Consider the following 18,603-nt stretch of genomic DNA (forward strand, 5'->3'; position numbering starts at 1 on the left):
AGGCGTGGTGAGGGATCCCGGTATGCGGTGGGGGGCTGCAGGCGCTCTGGGGATGACCATCGCCGCGTTGGCCGCACGATGGGGGTGTTCTTACGTCACCTGGAAGCCGCAGCCCCGGACTGCCGACGCCGTCAATCAGATCACCGGTGGAAGGTTCTACGGGGCGGTGATCTTGGCCGACGTCATCCGTAGTGTCACCTTGCGCCAGGAGCGTCCTCGCAGGGCGGCTCCGCGTCACTTTGAGACATCGCTGGCCCGAGTGGAACGCCGTATCGAGAAAGGCCTGCGCGGTTCCCTCAGCGAACTCGCCAGGATCGAGCTGGACCTGGACGAACTGCCGGCCGAACTCGCCGTTCGCCCAGAAGTACTCCTGCGCCGCGAAGGCCGGGCCAGTCAGCGTCTGACGGGCGGGATCGTCCAGGCCTGGCAGGAGTCCCAGCACTCCTTGCTCTTGCTCGGCGCTCGCGGCGCGGGGAAGACCACGATGCTGTTGGAACTCGCCACGGACCTGGTGGGCGCGGCCCGACGTGACCTCGGTGACGATGCGCCGCCGCTCCCGGTCCTCATCGATCTCACGGACTGGCGATCGAGGGTGATCGGACGTCGCCCACGCCAGTTGCGGCACCGCCGCTTCTGGCGGCGCCATCGGAACCTCGCCGGCGAGGTCGTTCAGGAGAGGGATCCAGCAGCGTGGCTGGTGTCCTGGCTGCACGTCGAGTATCAGATCCGGCCCGGTGTGGCACGCAAGTGGCTCAAGGACGACGGGCTCGCCCTGCTCTTCGACGGTCTGGACGAGGTGCCCGAACATCACCGGGCGGCCTGCGTCACCTGGCTGAACAGCCTTTGTAGGCAATATCGGAGCGTTCCGATCGCCGTTGTCAGCCGCACCAGCGAATTCGCCTGGCTGCGTCGCCCGCTGGCGCTGAACGCCGCCGCCGAGATCCAGCCGCTCACACGTCAGAAAGTGGAGACCTACCTGCGTGGCGCGGGCGCAGGGGCCGCTCCTGTGCGTAAGGCTCTCGCCTCGGATGAGAGCCTCTGGGAGGTGTTCGACGCCCCCATCTGGCTGGTGATCATGACTCTCAGCCTGCGGGCCACCGCCGAAACTACAGCGGAAAGCTCCGTGGAGGAAAGACGCCGACAACTCCTCGACGGGTTCGTCGCCGCGGCTGTCCACCGCAAGCGTCCCGCTGACAGATACACACCCGATCAAACCGTTCGCTGGCTCTCGCAATTGGCACGGCTCAGCGGCTGGGATCTGCGGCTGCGTCGCGCGTTCATCGGAGTCCCCGAACCGGAGAGGACCGCTGAGTCCTGGACAGCGGCAGCCCTGGTCGCCGCGAACACGATCGCCGCCGGCGCGGTCACTCTCCCTCTCCTCCGGGCATACGGGCTGCTCGTGACACTCGCCACCGGGCTGGTCCCACTGGGTCTCCTCCTCACACTCGCGTTCAAGGCCCCTTGCCGTCCGAAATTTTCGCCGTTCGTCGGCCTCGGGCTGGGGTGCTTCGTCGTCCACTACGACCTGCGGGTGATTTCCGGCTTTCGAAAATGGTTGTCCGGGATTGGAGTGAGCTGGATGATGCATTACAGCAACTCCGATCCGCAGGGAGGAGGAGGTCCCGATATCGATCTGCATCAATGGATCACCGAAGACCAGTTCAGGGATTTCCTGGCAATCTTCGCCCCTGGCGTGCTCGCTGTCGTGATCGCCCTTGCCTTTGTACGAGCGACCGTCGTGGACGAACCAGAACTCGGCATTCCGTCGATCCTCTGCCCGCTGGTCGCGATAGCATCATTTATCGCCGGGATGACCGAAGGCGCGCGGATCGCTGGACCTTTCCAGGCCTACTACTACGGCACCGCAGGGATCGCCGCCCCGGTTCTAGTAGCCAGTATGGTCATCGCACTACCGTTTCTGGGCCTCCGTCTCATCCTCGAACCGCTGTCTTCTGCGGTTGCCTCCTCCATCAGGGCTCTTCGAATTTTCACCTGGCATCTGGCACACGGGCGGGTTCCGTTGCGCCTGCGGCGTTTTCTCCACCAGGCCGGTGATCATCACCTGTTGATCCGTGACTACAGCGGATACAGGTTTCCGCACGCGCTCTTCCGTGAATATTTTGCGTCGCTGGATCCGACAACAGCCGTCGCGCCAAAAAGTCCGGGATCCGAATCTCGCTAGAGCAACACCCGAGACAACCTGAGCGTGCAGGTATCAACGGGGGTTCAGAGCGCACCTGGCCGAGTCGATGACGTTGTGGGCGTCGGATCCTTAGACAGCGGACTCGTGCAGGGACCGCCGGACCCTCGTGCAGAGGGCGACGTCATCGGCGTCGTCCAACCAGAGTTCGGCATGCCGGCCCTCGGCGACGACCGGGCAGTCATCCAGGACCCAGAGCGGACCTGGCGTCCGGTTCATGGCACCGAAGACCCGCCAGCCGGCACCGTGGTCATCGACACGGACAGCGACCATATCGGCTATGTCATGGGCCAGAGGGTCCGTACGTCCAACTGTGCCCCGTGGCCGGAGGACGAGAGTGGGACGCCGACCCCGATCACGTCCGGCGCGCCACCGACGAGGAACACCTGAGAGCCCTGGCCGAGCGCCCCGGTTACTCGAAGCCGCACTCCGACTGCCGCCGGACCAGAGGCATCCCCCTCACCCAACTCGGCCGAGGCGAGGTCCAGTTGCTCCTTGACGCGGATTGCCCACGTGTGCGCTCGGCTACTGCGCCAGTAGCAGCGCGCGCCTGGACGCCATACTCGTACATGCGGGACCAGGACTATCCGTCGGTGCGAACTGGCTCGCCACGGGGGGACCGTGGGCCTGCTGACGCGAGGAGTGGCCCGAGGCCGAGGTGCCCGCGAAGTCCACGTGCTTCGGCGGCGACGTCCCGACCCCCGTAGCCGCCCTCCACCCCGACGGCACCCGGCTGGCCGTCGCGACGGCGGAAAGCATCGCGCTCGTCACGCTGTCGTGAGCCCGCGCGGGCTCAGCCCTGCGCCCGCTCGTGGTACGACCGCCGGGTGTGCTCCGTGTGTTCGCGCATCAGGGTGGTCGCCAGTTGCTCGTCGCGGGCGGTGATCGCGGCGATGAGTTCGCGGTGTTCGATCCAGGACTGGTGGCCGCGTTGGCGGGCCACCGGGGTGTAGTACCAGCGGACGCGGCGGTCGACCTGGGCGGCGAGTTCGGCGAGGACGGTGTTGCCGGCGAGGGTCATGATCTTGGTGTGGAAGGCGGCGTTCAGGGCGACGGCGCCGTCCACGTCGTCCGCGGCGACGGCCTTCTCGCCCTCGGCGCAGAGGGATTCCAGGGCGGCCACCCCGGCGCTGTTCGCATTGGCCGCCGCGAGCCGGGCCGCCTCCGCCTCCAGCAGGGTGCGGACGGTGAGGAGCTGGTCGGCCTCCTCCTCCGTCGGCTCGTGGACGAACGCGCCCTGCGCGGGCCGGAGGTCCACCCAGCCCTCGGTGTTCAGGCGCTGCAGCGCCTCGCGGACCGGCTGGCGGGAGACACCGAGGTGCCCGGCGAGTTCGCTCTCGACGAGGTGCTGGCCGGGCTGGAGGGCACGCGTGGTGATGAGCTCCAGCAGCGCCTCGTACACGCGGTCGCGGAGCGGGCCGGGGCGTTCCAGCTTCGGCACCGCGCCCTGCGGCAGTCCGGCAGACAACATCGGTCTCCCCCTCCTCGTCAGACGCGCAGAGAGTCCATCCCAGTATCGATTGTCTTTCGTCTACAGTCTACGGTGCACAAAGGCCAGGCGGGGCGGGAGTCGGGCGCATCACACCGGCGCGTGCGCCCCTCCGGAGACCTCGGCGGACCTCAGGGACAGCGCACGACCTGTCCGGCGTACGACAGGTTGCCGCCGAAGCCGAACAGCAGCACCGGGTCGCCGCCGGAGATCCGCCCCTGCTCGACCAGCTTGGAGAGGGCCAGCGGGATGCTCGCGGCCGAGGTGTTGCCGGATTCGGTGACGTCCCGGGCGACCACGGCGTTGACCGCGCCGATCTTCGCCGCGAGCGGCTCGATGATCCGCAGGTTGGCCTGGTGCAGGACGACCGCCGCGAGGTCGACGGGATCCACGCCCGCCTTCTCGCAGGCGCGCCGCGCGATGGGCGGCAGCTGGGTGGTGGCCCAGCGGTAGACGCTCTGCCCCTCCTGCGCGAACCGGGGCGGGGTGCCCTCGATCCGTACGGCGTGGCTCATCTCGGGGACGGAACCCCACAGGACCGGTCCGATCCCGGGCTCCTCGCCCGGCCCGCAGGCCTCGACCACGGCCGCGCCCGCTCCGTCGCCGACCAGGACGCAGGTCGTGCGGTCGGTCCAGTCCGTGACCTCGGACATCTTGTCGGCGCCGATGACCAGGGCCCGGGTGGCGGCGCCCGCCCGGACCGTGTGGTCGGCGGTGGCGAGCGCGTGGGTGAAGCCGGCGCAGACCACGTTGACGTCTATCGCGGCGGGCCCCGGGATGCCGAGCCGGGCGGCGACCCGGGCGGCGGTGTTCGGGGAGCGGTCGATCGCGGTGGAGGTGGCGACCAGGACCAGGTCGATGTCCGCGGGGGTGAGACCGGCCGCGGCGAGGGCCTTGGCGGCGGCGTGCGCGGCGAGCTCGTCGACGGGTTCGTCGGGTCCGGCGATGTGCCGGGTGCGGATGCCCACCCGGCTGCGGATCCACTCGTCACTGGTGTCGACCATGTCCGCCAGGTCCTCGTTGGTGAGTACCCTGGCGGGCTGGTAGTGGCCGACGGCGGCGATGCGCGAGCCGTTCATGGGTGGTGGAGCCCCCTCGTTGCCTCGGTCTGGGCCCCCCAGTCTGTTCAGTGACTCACGGGTACGACGGCACGTAAGGCCACAGGAAACGGGCGTCCGAGTTGTCGGCTTCTTGCAGACCCCCGGACGCCCGAGCATGCTTCCGGTTCACCCGTTGAACAGCTGTGTCGCTTTCTGTACGAGTTCGTACACCCCGTAGGCGAAGGGCGCACCCACCCAGACCCAGGCGAGCGCGATCAGCCAGCGGCGGTCAGGACTGGGCGGGCTGCTCTCGTTCGACATCGGCGGCCTCCCTCGGCGCTGGAATGTGATGGCGGGCGTCGACCGGCCGGACGAGCTCGTTGGCTATGAAGCCGACGACGAGCAGGCCGATCATGATGGAGAAGGACAGGGTGTACAGGTCGGAGCCGTGCTTGCCGGCGTCCTTCTGGTGGTCGGCGATCCAGTTGACGATCAGCGGGCCGAGCACGCCGGCCAACGACCAGGCGGTGAGCAGCCGGCCGTGGATGGCGCCGACCTGGTAGGTACCGAAGAGGTCCTTCAGATAGGCGGGGACGGTCGCGAAACCGCCGCCGTAGAAGGAGAGGATCACCAGCGCGCAGAGGATGAACAGCGGCTTGGAGGAGTCGCCGAAGAGCGCGATGAGCAGGTACATCAGGGCGCCCACGCCCAGGTACACCCGGTAGATGTTTTTGCGGCCGATCAGGTCGGAGGTGGAGGACCAGCCGATCCGGCCCGCCATGTTGGCGGCGGACAGCAGCGCCACGAACCCGGCCGCCGCGGACACCGTGACCGGGGTGGAGCTGTCGGCGAAGAAGTCCGTGATCATCGGGGCGGCCTTCTCCAGGATGCCGATGCCCGCGGTCACGTTCATGCAGAGCACGACCCACAGGCACCAGAACTGCGGGGTGCGGATCGCGCTGTTCGCGGAGACCTGCACGCCCTCGAAGGCGCTCGGCGCGTTCTCGACCGGCTTCTCGGTGCGCGGCACGCGGATCAGCAGCACGCCGAGGCTCATGAAGACGGCGTACGACAGCCCGTGCACCAGGAAGGCGAGCGCGATGCCATCGTTGTCACCGCCGAAGGACGAGAGCATCTGCGCGGACCAGGGCGAGGCGATCAGCGCGCCGCCGCCGAAGCCCATGATGGCGATGCCGGTGGCCATACCGGGCCGGTCCGGGAACCACTTGATCAAGGTGGAGACCGGCGAGATGTAGCCGATGCCGAGGCCGATGCCGCCGACGAAGCCGTAGCCCAGGACGATCAGCCAGTACTGCTTGGTCTCGGCGCCGAGGGCGGAGATCAGGAAGCCGGTGGAGAAGCAGATCAGGGACACCGTCATGGCCCAGCGCGGTCCGTTGCGCTCGACGAGGGTGCCGCCGAACGCGGCGGACAGGCCGAGCATCACGATCGCGAGCTGGAAGGGCAGCGCGCTCTGGGTGCCGCTCAGGTTCAGCGCGGATTCGAGCGACGGCTTGAACACACTCCAGGCGTAGGCCTGGCCGATGGAGAGATGGACGGAGAGGGCGGCGGGCGGGACGAGCCAACGGCTCCAGCCCGGCGGTGCGACAGGGGGGCTGCTCATGAGTCCCGAACGGTACGGCCACGTCAGGTAGTTGAGAACCCGACGACTCGATCGTATGCGGTGAGCGGTATCCAGAATGCGCCGAACGGTCGCTGCCGGAACCCTTGTCGACCACGACCCCATACTGTAGACAATATTTCGTCGACACGATTCGGTCAGCCTTTACCGCCGACCACCTCCGCGGTATCCCTCAAACCGAACGGAGCGTTCCGTGAAAGTCGCAGTCCTCGGCGCCGGTGCGATCGGCGCCTACGTCGGTGCCGCGCTCCACCGCGCGGGCGCCGATGTGCATCTCATCGCCCGTGGACCCCATCTGGCGGCCATGAGGCAGTACGGAGTACGGGTGCTGAGCCCGCGCGGCGACTTCACCGCGCACGCCCACGCCACCGACGACCCGGCCGAGGTCGGCCCGGTCGACTATGTCTTCCTCGGCCTGAAGGCGAACTCGTACGCGGCGTGCGGGCCGCTGATCGAGCCGCTGCTGTCCGAGCGCACGGCGGTGGTCGCCGCCCAGAACGGCATCCCCTGGTGGTACTTCCACCGGCACGGCGGCCCGCACGACGGCCACCGCGTGGAGAGCGTCGACCCGGGCGGCACCGTCAGCGCCGTCCTCGCCCCCGAACGCGCCGTCGGCTGTGTGGTCTACGCGGCCACCGAACTCGAAGCCCCGGGCGTGGTACGGCACTTGGAGGGCACCAGGTTCTCCGTCGGCGAGCCCGACCGCAGCGTGTCCAAGCGCTGTCTGCGGCTGAGCGAGGCGATGCAGACCGGCGGGCTGAAGTGCCCGGTGGAGCCGGACCTGCGCAACGACATCTGGCTCAAGCTGCTCGGCAACATCTCCTTCAACCCGATCAGCGCCCTGGCCCGGGCCACCATGCGGCAGATGTGCCTGCACGGCGGCACCCGCCGGGTCATCGAGATCATGATGCGCGAGACGCTGGACGTCGCCGAGGCACTCGGCTGCGAGGTCGGGGTCTCCATAGAACGCCGGCTCGCGGGCGCCGAGAAGGTCGGCGACCACCGCACCTCCACGCTCCAGGACCTGGAGCGCGGCAAGCCGCTGGAACTCGACGTCCTGCTCGCGGCCGTCGTCGAACTGGCGGAGATCACCGGCGTGGAGGTGCCCACCCTGCGCACCGTGCACGCCATCTCGGACCTGCTCGCGCTGAGGAGCGCCGCATGACCGCCGAGGAGCGCCGCATGAGGAAACGGCAGCAGAAGACCTACACCCGGCTGACCCACCCCCTGATCCGGGACTCCCGTGACGAACCCTTCCGGCAGGCGACCTGGGAGGAGGCCCTGGACCGGGCGGCCCGCGGCCTGGACCGCAACCGCGACGCGTTCGGGATGTTCTCCTGCGCCCGCGCCACCAACGAGATGAACTACGTGGCCCAGAAGTTCGCCCGGGTGGTGATGGGCACCAACAACGTCGACTCCTGCAACCGCACCTGCCATGCCCCGAGCGTGGCGGGTCTGAGCGCCGCCTTCGGCTCCGGTGGCGGCACCTCGTCGTACGAGGAGATCGAGCACACCGACGTCATCGTGATGTGGGGCTCCAACGCCCGCTTCGCGCACCCGATCTTCTTCCAGCACGTGCTGAAGGGGATCAGGAACGGCGCCCGGATGTACGCGGTCGACCCTCGCCGTACCTCCACCGCCGAGTGGGCGGAGAGCTGGCTCGGGCTGAACGTCGGCACGGACATCCCGATGGCGCACGCGATCGGCCGGGAGGTCATCCACGCGGGGCTCGCCAACGAGGCGTTCATCGAGCGGGCGACGACCGGCTTCGAGGAGTACCGGGCGCTCGTCGAGCCCTGGACGCTCTCGCTCGCGGAGAAGGTGACGGGCGTACCGGCCCGTGCGATACGGGAGTTGGCGCACGCCTACGCCCGCGCCGAGCGCGCCCAGCTGTGCTGGACCCTCGGCATCACCGAGCACCACAACGGCACCGACAACGTCCGCGCCCTGATCAACCTCTCCCTGCTCACCGGCCAGGTCGGCCGCTGGGGTGCCGGGCTGCAGCCGCTGCGCGGCCAGAACAACGTGCAGGGCGGCGGGGACATGGGCGCCATCCCCAACCGCCTGCCCGGCTTCCAGGACATCCTCGACCCCGGCACCCGGCTGAAGTTCGAGTCGGCCTGGAACACGGTGATCCAGCCGCACTACGGGCTGAACCTCACCGAGATGTTCGAGGCGATGGAGGACGGCTCGCTCAAGGCGGTCTACTGCATCGGCGAGAACCCGGCCCAGTCGGAGGCCGACAGCGAGCAGGCCGTACGACGGCTGCGGGCCCTGGACTTCCTCGTCGTGCAGGACATCTTCCTCACGAGGACGGCCGAGCTGGCGGACGTGGTGCTCCCGGCCACCGCGGGCTGGGCGGAGACCGAGGGCACCACCACCAACAGCGAGCGGCGGGTCCAGCGGGTGCGCCGGGCCGTCACCCCGCCCGGCGAGGCCCGCGAGGACATCGACATCCTCTGCGAGCTGGCGGCCCGGCTCGGCCACGACTGGAAGTACGCCGACGCGGAGGCCGTCTGGAACGAGCTGCGGTCGGTCTCCCCGGACCACTACGGGATGACGTACGACCGGCTGGCCGAGCACCAGGGCATCCAGTGGCCCTGTCCCAGCACCGACCGGCTCGAACCGACCTATCTGCACGGCAGGTTGTGGGAGAAGGACCCGGCGAGGCGCGGGATGCCGGCCCCCTTCGGGCTGGTCCAGCACGATCCGCCGGTCGATCTCACCGACGAGGAGTACCCCATCCGGCTCACCACCGGGCGCCGCCTCGACTCCTACAACACCGGTGTGCAGAGCGGCGGTTACGCCTCCCCGCTGCGCCGCGGCGAGTACGTCGAGCTGTGCCCGGAGGACGCCGAGCGGTACGGGGTGGTCGTCGGCGAGGAGGTCCAGGTGTCCTCGCGGCGGGGCGCGGTGGTGGCGCCGGTCTGGATCGACACGGCGCTGCGGCCCGGTCTCGCCTTCATGACCATGCACTTTCCCGACGAGGTGGACACCAACCAGCTGACGATCGAGGCGAACTGCCCGATCGCGGGGACGGCGGAGTTCAAGGCGTCGGCGATCCGTATCGACAAGCTCCCGGTCGCGACCATCGTGAGGTGACACAGGTGGACCTGCACTTCGGCGACAGCAAACCGACGGACGAGGAACGGGCCGCCGTGGACGCCCTGTTGGGCCCTCCGGAGTCCTCCTGGGAGGGCGCCGACCGTTCCGATCAGGATCTGCGGTGGGCGCGGGGCGGCCGCGAGGCCCGGGACCGCCGCGATCTGCTGTTGCCGGGGCTGCACGCGGTCAACGACCGGATCGGCTGGATCAGCGAGGGCGCCCTCGACTACCTGTGCCGCCGGCTGACGGTGCCCCCGGCCGAGGCCTACGGCGTCGCCACCTTCTACGCGATGTTCTCCGTGAAGCCCCGCCCCGCGACCGTCCTGCACGTCTGCACCGACCTGGCGTGCACGGCGGCCGGGGCCGCGGACCTGTGCGCCGGGGTCGAGGAGCGCCTCGGCCCCGGGGTGCACCTGGAGCGCAGCCCCTGCCTGGGCCTGTGCGAGCGCGCCCCGGCGGCCCTCGCCGTCCGGGCGGGCGACCCGGTGCACACGGCGGTGTCGGCGCCGGCGACCGTGACCGCGGCCGTCCTCGCGGCGACCGCCCCCGACTCCGCGCCGGAGGAGCCGCCCGCCGCGATGGCGGTGCCCCAGGCCGGTCAGGAAGGGCTCACCCTGCTGAGGCGGGTCGGCGTGGTCGACCCGGCGTCCCTGGACGACTACCGCGCGCACGGCGGCTACACCGCCCTGCGCCACGCCTTCGGCCTCGGCCCCGCCGGGGTCATCCGCGAGGTCACCGACTCGGGCCTGGTCGGGCGCGGCGGCGCCGCCTTCCCCACCGGCCGCAAGTGGCAGGCCACGGCGTCCCAGCCCGACCGTCCGCACTACCTCGTCTGCAACGCCGACGAGTCCGAGCCGGGCACCTTCAAGGACCGGGTGATCATGGAGGGCGATCCGTACGCGCTGGTCGAGGCGATGACGATCGCCGCGTACGCGATCGGCGCGCACCGGGGCTTCCTCTACATCCGCGGTGAGTACCCGCGGGCGGTCCGCCGGGTGCAGCACGCGATCGACCAGGCGCGCGCCCGGGGCTTCCTCGGCGACGACGTCCTCGGCCAGGGCTTCGCCTTCGACATCGAGATCCGGCGCGGGGCGGGCGCCTACATCTGCGGTGAGGAGACGGCCCTGTTCAACTCCATCGAGGGCTACCGCGGCGAGCCCCGCTCCAAGCCGCCGTTCCCGGTGGAGAAGGGGCTGTTCGGGAAGCCGACGGTCGAGAACAACGTGGAGACGCTGGTCAACGTCCTGCCGATCCTGACCATGGGCGCCCCGGCGTACGCGGCGATCGGGACGGAGAGGTCCACCGGACCCAAGCTGTTCTGCGTGTCCGGGAGCGTGGCCCGCCCGGGCATCTACGAACTCCCCTTCGGCGCCACCCTCGGCGAGCTCCTCGAACTGGCCGGAGTGCGCGACGGCTTGCGGGCGGTGCTGCTCGGCGGCGCGGCGGGCGGCTTCGTACGACCGGACGAACTCGCCGTCCCGCTCACCTTCGAGGGCACCCGGGAGGCGGGCACCACGCTCGGCTCGGGCGTGGTGATGGCCTTCGACACCACCGTGCCGCTCCCCCGGCTCCTGCTGCGCATAGCCGAGTTCTTCCGGGACGAGTCCTGCGGGCAGTGCGTGCCCTGCCGGGTCGGGACGGTCCGGCAGGAGGAGGCGCTGCACCGGATCGTCGCGCGCACCGGAGCCGACGCGGCCGGGGACATCGCCCTGCTGCGCGAGGTCGGGCGGGCGATGCGGGACGCCTCGATCTGCGGTCTCGGGCAGACCGCGTGGAACGCCGTGGAATCCGCCATCGACCGTCTGGGGGCGTACGAATGACCGTCACACCGCTGGGGATCCCGCGCCGGCTGCTGGAGTTCACCATCGACGGCGAACAGGCGCGGGTCCCGGAGGGCTCGACGATCCTGGACGCCTGCCGGGCGGCCGGGAAGGACATCCCGACCCTGTGCGAGGGCGACACCCTGCGCCCGAAGAACGCCTGCCGGGTGTGCGTGGTGGAGGTGGAGGGGTCGAGGACCCTCGTACCCGCCTGCTCCCGCAGGGCCGAGCCGGGGATGGCGGTCGGCACCGGCACCGAACGCGTCCGGCACAGCCGCAAGATCGTACTGGAGCTGCTGGCCTCCTCGGTGGACCTGTCGACGACCCCGAGGGCGGCCGAGTGGATCAAGGAGTACGAGGCGAAACCGGACCGCTTCGGCCCCGACGCGGCCCGGCTCGACGAGGAACCCAGGGTCGACAACGATCTGTACGTGCGCGACTACGACAAGTGCATCCTCTGCTACAAGTGCGTGGACGCCTGCGGCGACCAGTGGCAGAACAGCTTCGCGATCTCCGTCACCGGGCGCGGCTTCGACGCCCGGATCGCCGTCGAGCACGACGCCCCGCTGACCGACTCGGCCTGTGTCTACTGCGGGAACTGCGTGGAGGTCTGCCCCACCGGGGCGCTGTCGTTCAAGTCGGAGTTCGACATGCGGGCGGCGGGCACCTGGGACGCCTCCCGGCAGACGGAGACGACCACGGTGTGCGCGTACTGCGGTGTGGGCTGCAACCTCACGCTCCATGTGCAGGACAATGAGATAGTGAAGGTCACCTCTCCGCACGACAACCCGGTGACCCACGGCAATCTCTGCATCAAGGGCCGTTTCGGCTACCAGCACGTACAGAACCGGGGCTGATCAGGACATGGGACGAGTCACGGAACGACGCAAGGTGATCCGAATACGGGATGGAGCGGTCTCCACCCGGCCGGACACGCTCGTCGCCGAGGAGCCGCTGGAGATCAGACTCAACGGGAAACCCCTCGCCATCACGATGCGCACGCCCGGCGACGACTTCGCGCTGGCCGCCGGGTTCCTGGTGAGCGAGGGGGTCCTGGCCGCCGCCGACGACCTGCAGAACATCGTGTACTGCGCGGGCGCCACGGTCGACGGCTCCAACACCTACAACGTGGTCGACGTACGGACCACGCCGGGCGTCAGGCTCCCCGACTTCACCCTGGAGCGGAACGTCTACACGTCCTCGTCCTGCGGGCTGTGCGGCAAGGCGAGCCTCGACGCGGTGCGTACGACGGCTCGCTGGCCGATAGCCGACACTCCCCCGGTCCGGGTGGAGCCCGAGCTGCTCGCGAGCCTCCCCGACCGGCTCCGCGCGGCGCAGCGGGTCTTCGACCGGACCGGGGGGCTGCACGCGGCGGCCCTGTTCACGGAGGACGGCGAGCTGGTGGACATCCGGGAGGACGTGGGCCGCCACAACGCGGTCGACAAACTGGTCGGCAGGGCCCTGCAGAACGGCGACCTGCCGCTGTCCCGCTCCCTCCTCCTGGTCTCCGGCCGGGCCTCCTTCGAGCTGGCGCAGAAGGCCGTGATGGCGGGCATCCCGGTGCTCGCGGCGGTCTCCGCGCCGTCCTCGCTGGCGGTGGACCTGGCGGCGGAGACCGGTCTGACCCTCGTCGGCTTCCTGCGGGGCAGCAACATGAACGTGTACGCGGGCGAGGACCGCATCGCCCTGCGGGCCGCGGCCGCCCAGGGCTGACCGGTCCCCCGCGTCACGGCGGCGGGGCCCCGACCGGCGGGGAGCGCCCCCTGCGCCGCAGGGGCCCCGCCTCAGTCGGGTTCCCCCACGGCCACCGCCGCCTCGGCGAACGCGGTGACCAGCGGGGAGCGGCGGCCGGCCGCCCAGGCCAGCAGCACGCGGTCGGGTTCGGCGTCGACGACCGGGACGTAGACGATGTCCGGGCGGGAGTACTGCTCGGCGGCGGAGCGCGGCACCATCGTGATCGCGGTGCCGGCGGCCACGCACTCGAACTTCTCCTCGATGGTGCGCAGCGGCAGGTCGCCGGGCCGGGGATCGTTGTAGCGCAGCCACTGCTCGCCGTCGAGGTCGGCGAGGGAGATCTCCTGCTTCCCGGCGAGCCGGTGCCGGTCCGGGAGCATGGCCACCCGGGGCTCGCTGTAGAGCGGGCGCAGTTCGAGTCCGCTCTCCCTGACCGGCAGCCGTACGTAGGCGATGTCGACGGTGCCGTCGAGGATCAGCCGCTCCTGGTCGTCCCACTCCACCCGGCGGGCTTTGGCCTCGACGTCCGGGTGGGCCGCGGTGAAGGCGCGCAGCGCCCGGGTGACGACGACACCGGCGCGGAAGCCCACGACCAGCCGCCGCCGCCCGCGCGCGGCCTGCACGACCCGGCGTCGGGTGCCGTCGGCGACCGCCAGCAACTGCCGTGCGTCGTCCAGGAGTTGGTGTCCGCCCTCGGTCAGGGTCACGCCGTGGCTGTCGCGGACGAACAGGTCGGCGCCCAGGTCCTTCTCCAGTGCGCGGATCTGACGGCTCAGTACCGGTTGCGCGATGTGCAGCCGCTCGGCCGCCCGGCCGAAGTGGAGGAGTTCGGCGACCGCCACGAAATAGCGGACCTTGCGCAGATCCAGATCCATGACCGCGACCCCTTCCCGCACGGTGGCGATGCCTCCAGGGTATCGCCGGCGCGCGAAGAGGTCTTGGACGGCCGGCACCGCCGGACCGCAGGCTGGAAGCGTCCGAACGGGACACAGCACCAGCTTCGGAAGGAGATCGGCCATGGGTCTGCGGGGACAGCGTGTCGTCGTCATCGGGGGTACGGCGGGCATCGGGTTCGCGGTCGCCGAGGGCGCGGCACGCGAGGGTGCGCGGGTGGTCGTCGCCTCGCGCCGGCGGGAGAACGTGGACGCGGCGCTGAAGGTGCTGCCCGAGGGCGCCGAGGGGCAGGTGCTGGACGCGTCGGACGAGGACGCGGTGCGCGGCTTCTTCGCGCGGGTCGGCGCGTACGACCACCTGGTGTACACGGCGGGCGACGCGCTGCTCCTCGGATCCGTGGCCGCGACGGACATCGCGACGGCCCGGAGCTTTCTGGACACCCGGCTGTGGGGTGCGTACACGGCGGTGAAGCACGGCGCCGGGTCGATCCGTCCGGGCGGGTCGGTGGTGCTGACCACGGGGACGGCGGGGCGGCGGCCGCTGCCCGGTTCGAGTGTCGCGTCGGCGCTGTGCGGGGCGATGGAGTCGCTGACCCGGGCGCTGGCCGTGGAGCTGGCGCCGCTGCGGGTCAACGTGGTCGCGCCGGGAGTGGTGCGCACCGAGCTGTGGCGGGAGCTGCCGGAGGCGGACCGGGAGGGGCTGTACCGGTCGTCCGCCGAGTCGCTGCCGGTGGGGCGGGTCGGCGAGCCGGCGGATGTGGCGGAGGCGTATCTGTACCTGATGCGTGGGGGGTACAGCACCGGTTCGGTGGTGGTCGTGGACGGCGGCGGGACGCTGGTCTGAGCGGTCAGCCTGCGGTGAGGCGTACGCCGGCGGCGGTCACGACCGTGCCCAGCCGGGGGAAGTCCAGCCGGACGGACGCCTCGTGCTCGGCGGCGGTGAGGGCGGCCATGGCGTCCTCGACGAAGACCAGGTCGTAGCCGAGGTCGGCGGCGGCGCGGGCGGTGGACTCGACGCCGAGGTTGGTGGCGATACCGCCGAACACCAGGCCGCTGACGCCGAGTTCGCGGAGCCGGGCGTCGAGTTCCGTGCCCTGGAAGCCGCCGATGGAACGCTTGACGATCTCCACGTCCCCTTCCTTCTTCAGCCCGGCCACCAGTCCGCTGCCCGGCGGCTGCTCGGCGAGCGAGGGGCGCTCGACGCGCACCAGCACCACGGGGGCGCCGGCCGCGCGGAAGGAGCGGGCCAGTTCCTCGGCCGCGTGCAGGACTTCGGTGCCCTTGCGGGGCTCCAGGGGCAGCGCGACGATGCGGTCCATCAGGTCGACGAGGACGAGAGCGGTGCGCGCCGGATCGAGCGCCAGGGGTGCGGTCATGACGGAACGTTAGCCGTCATGAGCCGTCCGTACCGGAAATCCGGATCAACAGGCCCGTGAACTGGACGCGTTCGGCGGCCGACGGTTCAGCGGCCGGGCGTCCCGGTGCCGACCGCCGGCCGTGGCTCAGCCGCCGGGGCGGGCGGGGGCATGACCTCCTCCTGGGCCTCCGGGTCATGGGCGCGGCGCTTGGCGATGACCGCGCACACCATGAGCTGCATCTGGTGGAAGAGCATGAGCGGCAGTACGGCCAGTGAGGCATGGGCGCCGAACAGGACGCTGGCCATGGGCAGCCCGGAGGCGAGGGACTTCTTGGAGCCGGCGAACTGGATCGCGACGCGGTCCCCGCGGCCGAAGCCGAGCGCCTTGGCGCCGTACCAGGTCAGCAGGAGCATCACGGCGAGCAGAACGGCCTCGACGGCGAGCAGTCCGGCCAGCCGGACGGCGCTGACCTGGTGCCAGATGCCCCGGACCATGCCCTCGCTGAACGCGGTGTAGACGACGAGCAGGATCGAGCCGCGGTCGACCAGGCCGAGGATCTTCTTGTGCCGGGCGACGAAGCCGCCGATCCAGGGGCGCAGCAGCTGCCCCGCGACGAACGGCACCAGCAGCTGGAGCACGATCTTGACGATCGAGTCGGCGGAGAACCCGCCCCCGCTGTTGCCGAGCAGCGCGGCGGCGAGCAGCGGGGTCAGGACGATGCCCACGAGCGAGGAGAAGGATCCGGCGCAGATCGCGGCGGGCACGTTCCCGCGCGCGATCGAGGTGAAGGCGATCGACGACTGGATCGTCGAGGGGACCAGGGTCAGGAAGAGGAAGCCCTGGTAGAGCGGATGGGTGAGCAGGACCGGCACCAGTCCGCGGGCGGCCAGGCCCAGCACCGGGAAGATCACGAAGGTGCAGACCAGGACCGTGACATGGAGCCGCCAGTGCCGCAGCCCGTTAACGGCCTCGCGGGTGGAGAGCCGGGCGCCGTACAGGAAGAAGAGGAAGGCGATCGCGGCCGTGGAGGCGCCGGAGGCCACGTCCGCGCCCGTACCCCGGGCCGGGACCAGCGCGGCGAGACAGACCGTCCCGAGCAGGAGCAGGACGTACGGGTCGATCGGCATCCAACGGGGCCAGCTCAGGCGTTTCACGGTGCTCCACTTGCGGGTCGATCAGGGGGTCGTGCCGGGTCTCACTGCGGTGTCGCCGGGGCCGGAAGGGCCCCCTCCATCGTCCTCCCCGAGCTGGTGATCGGGAACCGGGCATACCACTCTGACTGCCATCACGTTTCGCGATAACATGTTCGAGTGTATGACCCCTCGCATCTGCGCACCTTCCTGGCGGTGGCCCAGACCCTCAGTTTCACCCAGGCCGCCCGCCGGCTGGGCCTGCGCCAGTCCACGGTGAGCCAGCATGTACGCCGTCTGGAGGAGGCCGCCGGCCGCCAGCTCTTCTCCCGGGACACGCACTCCGTCGAGCTGACCGAGGACGGCGAGGCGATGCTCGGGTTCGCCCGCCGGATCCTGGAGGTGCACGACCAGGCGGCGGCCTTCTTCACCGGGACACGGGTGCGCGGCCGGCTCCGCTTCGGCGCCTCGGAGGACTTCGTCCTCACCCGGCTCCCGGAGATCCTGGAGGGCTTCCGCTACGACCACCCCGAGGTCGACCTCGAACTGACCGTGGAGCTCTCGGGCACCCTGCACGAGCAGCTCGCCGCCGGAAAACTCGACCTGGTCCTCGCCAAGCGCCGCGCCGAGGACCCCCTGGGCGAACTGGTCTGGCACGACGACCTGGTGTGGATCGGCGCCGAACGACTCCGCCTGGACCCCGACCGCCCCGTCCCGCTCATCGTCTATCCCCCGCCCGGCATCACCCGCGCCCTGGCCCTGGAAGCCCTGGAACGCCAGGGCCGCGACTGGCGCATCGTCTGCACGAGCGGCAGCCTCAACGGCCTGATCGCGGCCGCAAGGGCAGGCCTCGGCGTGATGGCCCACTCAAGGGGCCTGATCCCCCCGGGCCTGTTCCGGGTCCCCGACCGCGCGGGCCTCCCGGAGTTGGGCAAGGTCGACTTCGTACTCGTCCACGGCAACAGACGCTCACCGGCACAGACGGCGGCAGACGCATTGGCAGCGGCCATCCTTGCAAGCGGCACACACCTGAGACGCCCTTGACCGGAGGCGCCCCGTCAGGGGCGCGGGGCTGTATCGATTTGCGGCTACCGCCGCGTGGGCGCGACCAGCCCCCACCGCCCCGCACCCTCAATACGACCCCACATACGTCAACTGCTTCACCCTCCGCAAAAACGGCATCGCCTCCACATGCTGCACCCCCTCCAACCGCCCCAACGGCCCGCTCAGGTACGCGTACAGATGCGCGGTGTCCCGCAGCACCGCCGTCACGACGACATGGGACGGCCCCGCCGTCGCCGCGGCGAACGCCACCTCGTCGTGCCCCGCCAACGCCGCCCCCACGGAGTGCATCGCGGACGGCGCCGTCGTGATCCACAGCAGCGCCCCCTTGGGATACCCCAGCACCTCCGACCGGTACTCGACATCGATGTACACCGCCCCGGAACCGATCAGCGCGGCCAGCCGCCGCTTCACCGCGGACTCGGACCGCCCCGTGGCCCGCTGAAGCTCCGGGTAGGTCGCTCGCCCGTCCCGCTCCAGCGCGGCGAGCAGCGGCCCGTCCTCCGGCTCCAGCCGCGCGGGCCCGTCGGCCTCCGGCGCGGCCGTCCGCAGCGCGGCCACCTGCTCCTCGGACAGCGCCCGGAACTTCTGCACCCACCCGGTCGGTCCGCCGTAGAAGCGGTGCAGCAGCTGCTGTGCCCGGATCTCCACCACGCTCGGTGTCCGCGGCAGCTTGCCGAGCAGCAGGTCGTCGTGGTCGCCGGGGCTGCGCGGCCGGGTCATGCAGGCGATCTCGGTACCGCCGGAGGCCAGCCCGATCCAGGCGGTGTCGGGGCGTCTGGCGAGCGCGTCGGCGATCACGGTGGCGCTGTCGGGCGCGCAGCGCAGCCGGAGCATCCACTGGTCCTGGCCGAGCCGTTCGGCGTCCCGGACCGCGACGACCCGCAGCCCGGCCTCGGCGCACAGCCGCCGGTAGCGGCGGGCGATCGTCTGGTCGGAGACACCGAGCACGGCCGCGATCCGGCTGAAGGAGGCGCGGCCGTCCACCTCCAGCGCGCAGAGCAGTTGTACGTCCAGCAGATCCGTCGTGTCGGATTTCAGCTCCAGCACGGCAACCCCCGTCGGATTTCGCCTTGCGGCCGCTCTTCTCCACTCCGATCGGCCGCGATACGGCCATCCTACGGAGCGAA

General features: G+C 70.6%; 17 protein-coding genes and 1 pseudogene. 9 read left to right on the forward strand and 9 right to left on the reverse strand.

The features are described 5' to 3' along the window. Positions 1-52 precede the first annotated feature (52 nt). Positions 53-2,182 (forward strand): NACHT domain-containing protein, encoded by a 2,130-nt coding sequence (locus tag ACIPSJ_RS48180; RefSeq protein ID WP_401356107.1) that lies wholly within the window; start codon positions 53-55, stop codon positions 2,180-2,182. A gap of 90 nt (positions 2,183-2,272) precedes the next feature. On the opposite strand, the pseudogene ACIPSJ_RS48185 reads toward ACIPSJ_RS48180, so the two are convergent. Continuing rightward, positions 2,273-2,395, reverse strand: a pseudogene (locus ACIPSJ_RS48185) (transcriptional regulator); the annotation flags it as partial. Between the two features lie 463 nt (positions 2,396-2,858). On the opposite strand from ACIPSJ_RS48185, the gene ACIPSJ_RS48190 reads away from it, so the two are divergent. Next, positions 2,859-2,981 (forward strand): hypothetical protein, encoded by a 123-nt coding sequence (locus tag ACIPSJ_RS48190; RefSeq protein WP_401356109.1) that lies wholly within the window; start codon positions 2,859-2,861, stop codon positions 2,979-2,981. Between the two features lie 12 nt (positions 2,982-2,993). Here ACIPSJ_RS48190 and ACIPSJ_RS48195 read toward each other — a convergent pair whose 3' ends face one another. The 4 genes from ACIPSJ_RS48195 to ACIPSJ_RS48210 all read right to left on the reverse strand — a co-directional run bounded on the left by ACIPSJ_RS48195 (position 2,994) and on the right by ACIPSJ_RS48210 (position 6,353). After that, positions 2,994-3,671, reverse strand: a complete 678-nt coding sequence (locus ACIPSJ_RS48195) for a GntR family transcriptional regulator (RefSeq protein ID WP_401356111.1) — start codon at positions 3,669-3,671, stop codon at positions 2,994-2,996. Positions 3,672-3,820: 149 nt separating this feature from the next. Further along, a complete protein-coding gene (locus tag ACIPSJ_RS48200; protein WP_359214916.1) occupies positions 3,821-4,768 on the reverse strand; it encodes a beta-ketoacyl-ACP synthase III in 948 nt (315 codons plus the stop codon). Positions 4,769-4,915: 147 nt separating this feature from the next. Next, positions 4,916-5,050: a hypothetical protein gene (locus tag ACIPSJ_RS48205; RefSeq protein ID WP_355717584.1), complete on the reverse strand. Its 135-nt coding sequence runs from the start codon at positions 5,048-5,050 to the stop codon at positions 4,916-4,918. Further along, on the reverse strand, positions 5,019-6,353 hold the full coding sequence (locus tag ACIPSJ_RS48210) for an OFA family MFS transporter (RefSeq protein ID WP_359214913.1): 1,335 nt from the start codon (positions 6,351-6,353) through the stop codon (positions 5,019-5,021). Before ACIPSJ_RS48210 ends, ACIPSJ_RS48205 begins: the two co-directional genes overlap by 32 nt. Before the next feature lie 211 nt (positions 6,354-6,564). Between ACIPSJ_RS48210 and ACIPSJ_RS48215 the strand changes: the two genes are divergently transcribed. The 5 genes from ACIPSJ_RS48215 to fdhD are packed head-to-tail and all read left to right on the forward strand — an operon-like array spanning position 6,565 to position 13,009. Next, positions 6,565-7,536: a 2-dehydropantoate 2-reductase gene (locus tag ACIPSJ_RS48215; protein WP_365695508.1), complete on the forward strand. Its 972-nt coding sequence runs from the start codon at positions 6,565-6,567 to the stop codon at positions 7,534-7,536. Positions 7,537-7,553: 17 nt separating this feature from the next. Next, entirely contained in the window at positions 7,554-9,473 is a 1,920-nt protein-coding gene (locus tag ACIPSJ_RS48220) for a molybdopterin oxidoreductase family protein (RefSeq protein WP_401356444.1), read from the forward strand. Between the two features lie 5 nt (positions 9,474-9,478). Further along, entirely contained in the window at positions 9,479-11,296 is a 1,818-nt protein-coding gene (locus tag ACIPSJ_RS48225) for an NAD(P)H-dependent oxidoreductase subunit E (protein WP_401356447.1), read from the forward strand. Then, a complete protein-coding gene (locus tag ACIPSJ_RS48230) occupies positions 11,293-12,153 on the forward strand; it encodes a 2Fe-2S iron-sulfur cluster-binding protein (protein WP_401356114.1) in 861 nt (286 codons plus the stop codon). Before ACIPSJ_RS48225 ends, ACIPSJ_RS48230 begins: the two co-directional genes overlap by 4 nt. A gap of 7 nt (positions 12,154-12,160) precedes the next feature. Then, positions 12,161-13,009 (forward strand): formate dehydrogenase accessory sulfurtransferase FdhD, encoded by an 849-nt coding sequence (gene fdhD / locus ACIPSJ_RS48235; RefSeq protein ID WP_359214905.1) that lies wholly within the window; start codon positions 12,161-12,163, stop codon positions 13,007-13,009. A gap of 71 nt (positions 13,010-13,080) precedes the next feature. On the opposite strand, the gene ACIPSJ_RS48240 is transcribed toward fdhD, so the two are convergent. Next, positions 13,081-13,905 carry a LysR family transcriptional regulator gene (locus tag ACIPSJ_RS48240; protein ID WP_401356117.1) on the reverse strand — a complete coding sequence of 275 codons (825 nt, stop codon included), beginning with the start codon at positions 13,903-13,905 and terminating at the stop codon, positions 13,081-13,083. 142 nt (positions 13,906-14,047) lie between these two features. Here ACIPSJ_RS48240 and ACIPSJ_RS48245 point away from each other — a divergent pair, with 142 nt between their 5' ends. Further along, a complete protein-coding gene (locus ACIPSJ_RS48245) occupies positions 14,048-14,767 on the forward strand; it encodes an SDR family oxidoreductase (RefSeq protein ID WP_359214900.1) in 720 nt (239 codons plus the stop codon). Between the two features lie 4 nt (positions 14,768-14,771). Here ACIPSJ_RS48245 and ACIPSJ_RS48250 read toward each other — a convergent pair whose 3' ends face one another. After that, positions 14,772-15,299: an isochorismatase family protein gene (locus ACIPSJ_RS48250; RefSeq protein ID WP_359214898.1), complete on the reverse strand. Its 528-nt coding sequence runs from the start codon at positions 15,297-15,299 to the stop codon at positions 14,772-14,774. A gap of 86 nt (positions 15,300-15,385) precedes the next feature. Then, positions 15,386-16,408 (reverse strand): bile acid:sodium symporter family protein, encoded by a 1,023-nt coding sequence (locus ACIPSJ_RS48255; RefSeq protein ID WP_401356450.1) that lies wholly within the window; start codon positions 16,406-16,408, stop codon positions 15,386-15,388. A gap of 183 nt (positions 16,409-16,591) precedes the next feature. Here ACIPSJ_RS48255 and ACIPSJ_RS48260 point away from each other — a divergent pair, with 183 nt between their 5' ends. After that, positions 16,592-17,455 (forward strand): LysR substrate-binding domain-containing protein, encoded by an 864-nt coding sequence (locus ACIPSJ_RS48260; protein WP_401356120.1) that lies wholly within the window; start codon positions 16,592-16,594, stop codon positions 17,453-17,455. Positions 17,456-17,542: 87 nt separating this feature from the next. On the opposite strand, the gene ACIPSJ_RS48265 is transcribed toward ACIPSJ_RS48260, so the two are convergent. Continuing rightward, a complete protein-coding gene (locus ACIPSJ_RS48265) occupies positions 17,543-18,520 on the reverse strand; it encodes an Lrp/AsnC family transcriptional regulator (RefSeq protein ID WP_401356453.1) in 978 nt (325 codons plus the stop codon). Positions 18,521-18,603: the final 83 nt, after the last annotated feature.

Origin of the sequence: Streptomyces sp. NPDC090088 (assembly GCF_044747345.1) — a bacterium.
Taxonomy (GTDB): domain Bacteria; phylum Actinomycetota; class Actinomycetes; order Streptomycetales; family Streptomycetaceae; genus Streptomyces.

Excerpts from the sequence above, each read along its gene's own strand:
- ACIPSJ_RS48180 (WP_401356107.1), top strand. The coding sequence starts at position 53 with ATGACCATCGCCGCGTTGGCCGCACGATGGGGGTGTTCTTACGTCACC.
- ACIPSJ_RS48205 (WP_355717584.1), bottom strand. The coding sequence starts at position 5,050 with ATGTCGAACGAGAGCAGCCCGCCCAGTCCTGACCGCCGCTGGCTGATC.
- ACIPSJ_RS48210 (WP_359214913.1), bottom strand. The coding sequence starts at position 6,353 with ATGAGCAGCCCCCCTGTCGCACCGCCGGGCTGGAGCCGTTGGCTCGTC.
- ACIPSJ_RS48200 (WP_359214916.1), bottom strand. The coding sequence starts at position 4,768 with ATGAACGGCTCGCGCATCGCCGCCGTCGGCCACTACCAGCCCGCCAGG.
- ACIPSJ_RS48230 (WP_401356114.1), top strand. The coding sequence starts at position 11,293 with ATGACCGTCACACCGCTGGGGATCCCGCGCCGGCTGCTGGAGTTCACC.
- ACIPSJ_RS48220 (WP_401356444.1), top strand. The coding sequence starts at position 7,554 with ATGAGGAAACGGCAGCAGAAGACCTACACCCGGCTGACCCACCCCCTG.
- ACIPSJ_RS48245 (WP_359214900.1), top strand. The coding sequence starts at position 14,048 with ATGGGTCTGCGGGGACAGCGTGTCGTCGTCATCGGGGGTACGGCGGGC.
- fdhD (WP_359214905.1), top strand. The coding sequence starts at position 12,161 with ATGGGACGAGTCACGGAACGACGCAAGGTGATCCGAATACGGGATGGA.
- ACIPSJ_RS48255 (WP_401356450.1), bottom strand. The coding sequence starts at position 16,408 with ATGCCGATCGACCCGTACGTCCTGCTCCTGCTCGGGACGGTCTGTCTC.
- ACIPSJ_RS48195 (WP_401356111.1), bottom strand. The coding sequence starts at position 3,671 with ATGTTGTCTGCCGGACTGCCGCAGGGCGCGGTGCCGAAGCTGGAACGC.
- ACIPSJ_RS48250 (WP_359214898.1), bottom strand. The coding sequence starts at position 15,299 with ATGACCGCACCCCTGGCGCTCGATCCGGCGCGCACCGCTCTCGTCCTC.
- ACIPSJ_RS48240 (WP_401356117.1), bottom strand. The coding sequence starts at position 13,905 with ATGGATCTGGATCTGCGCAAGGTCCGCTATTTCGTGGCGGTCGCCGAA.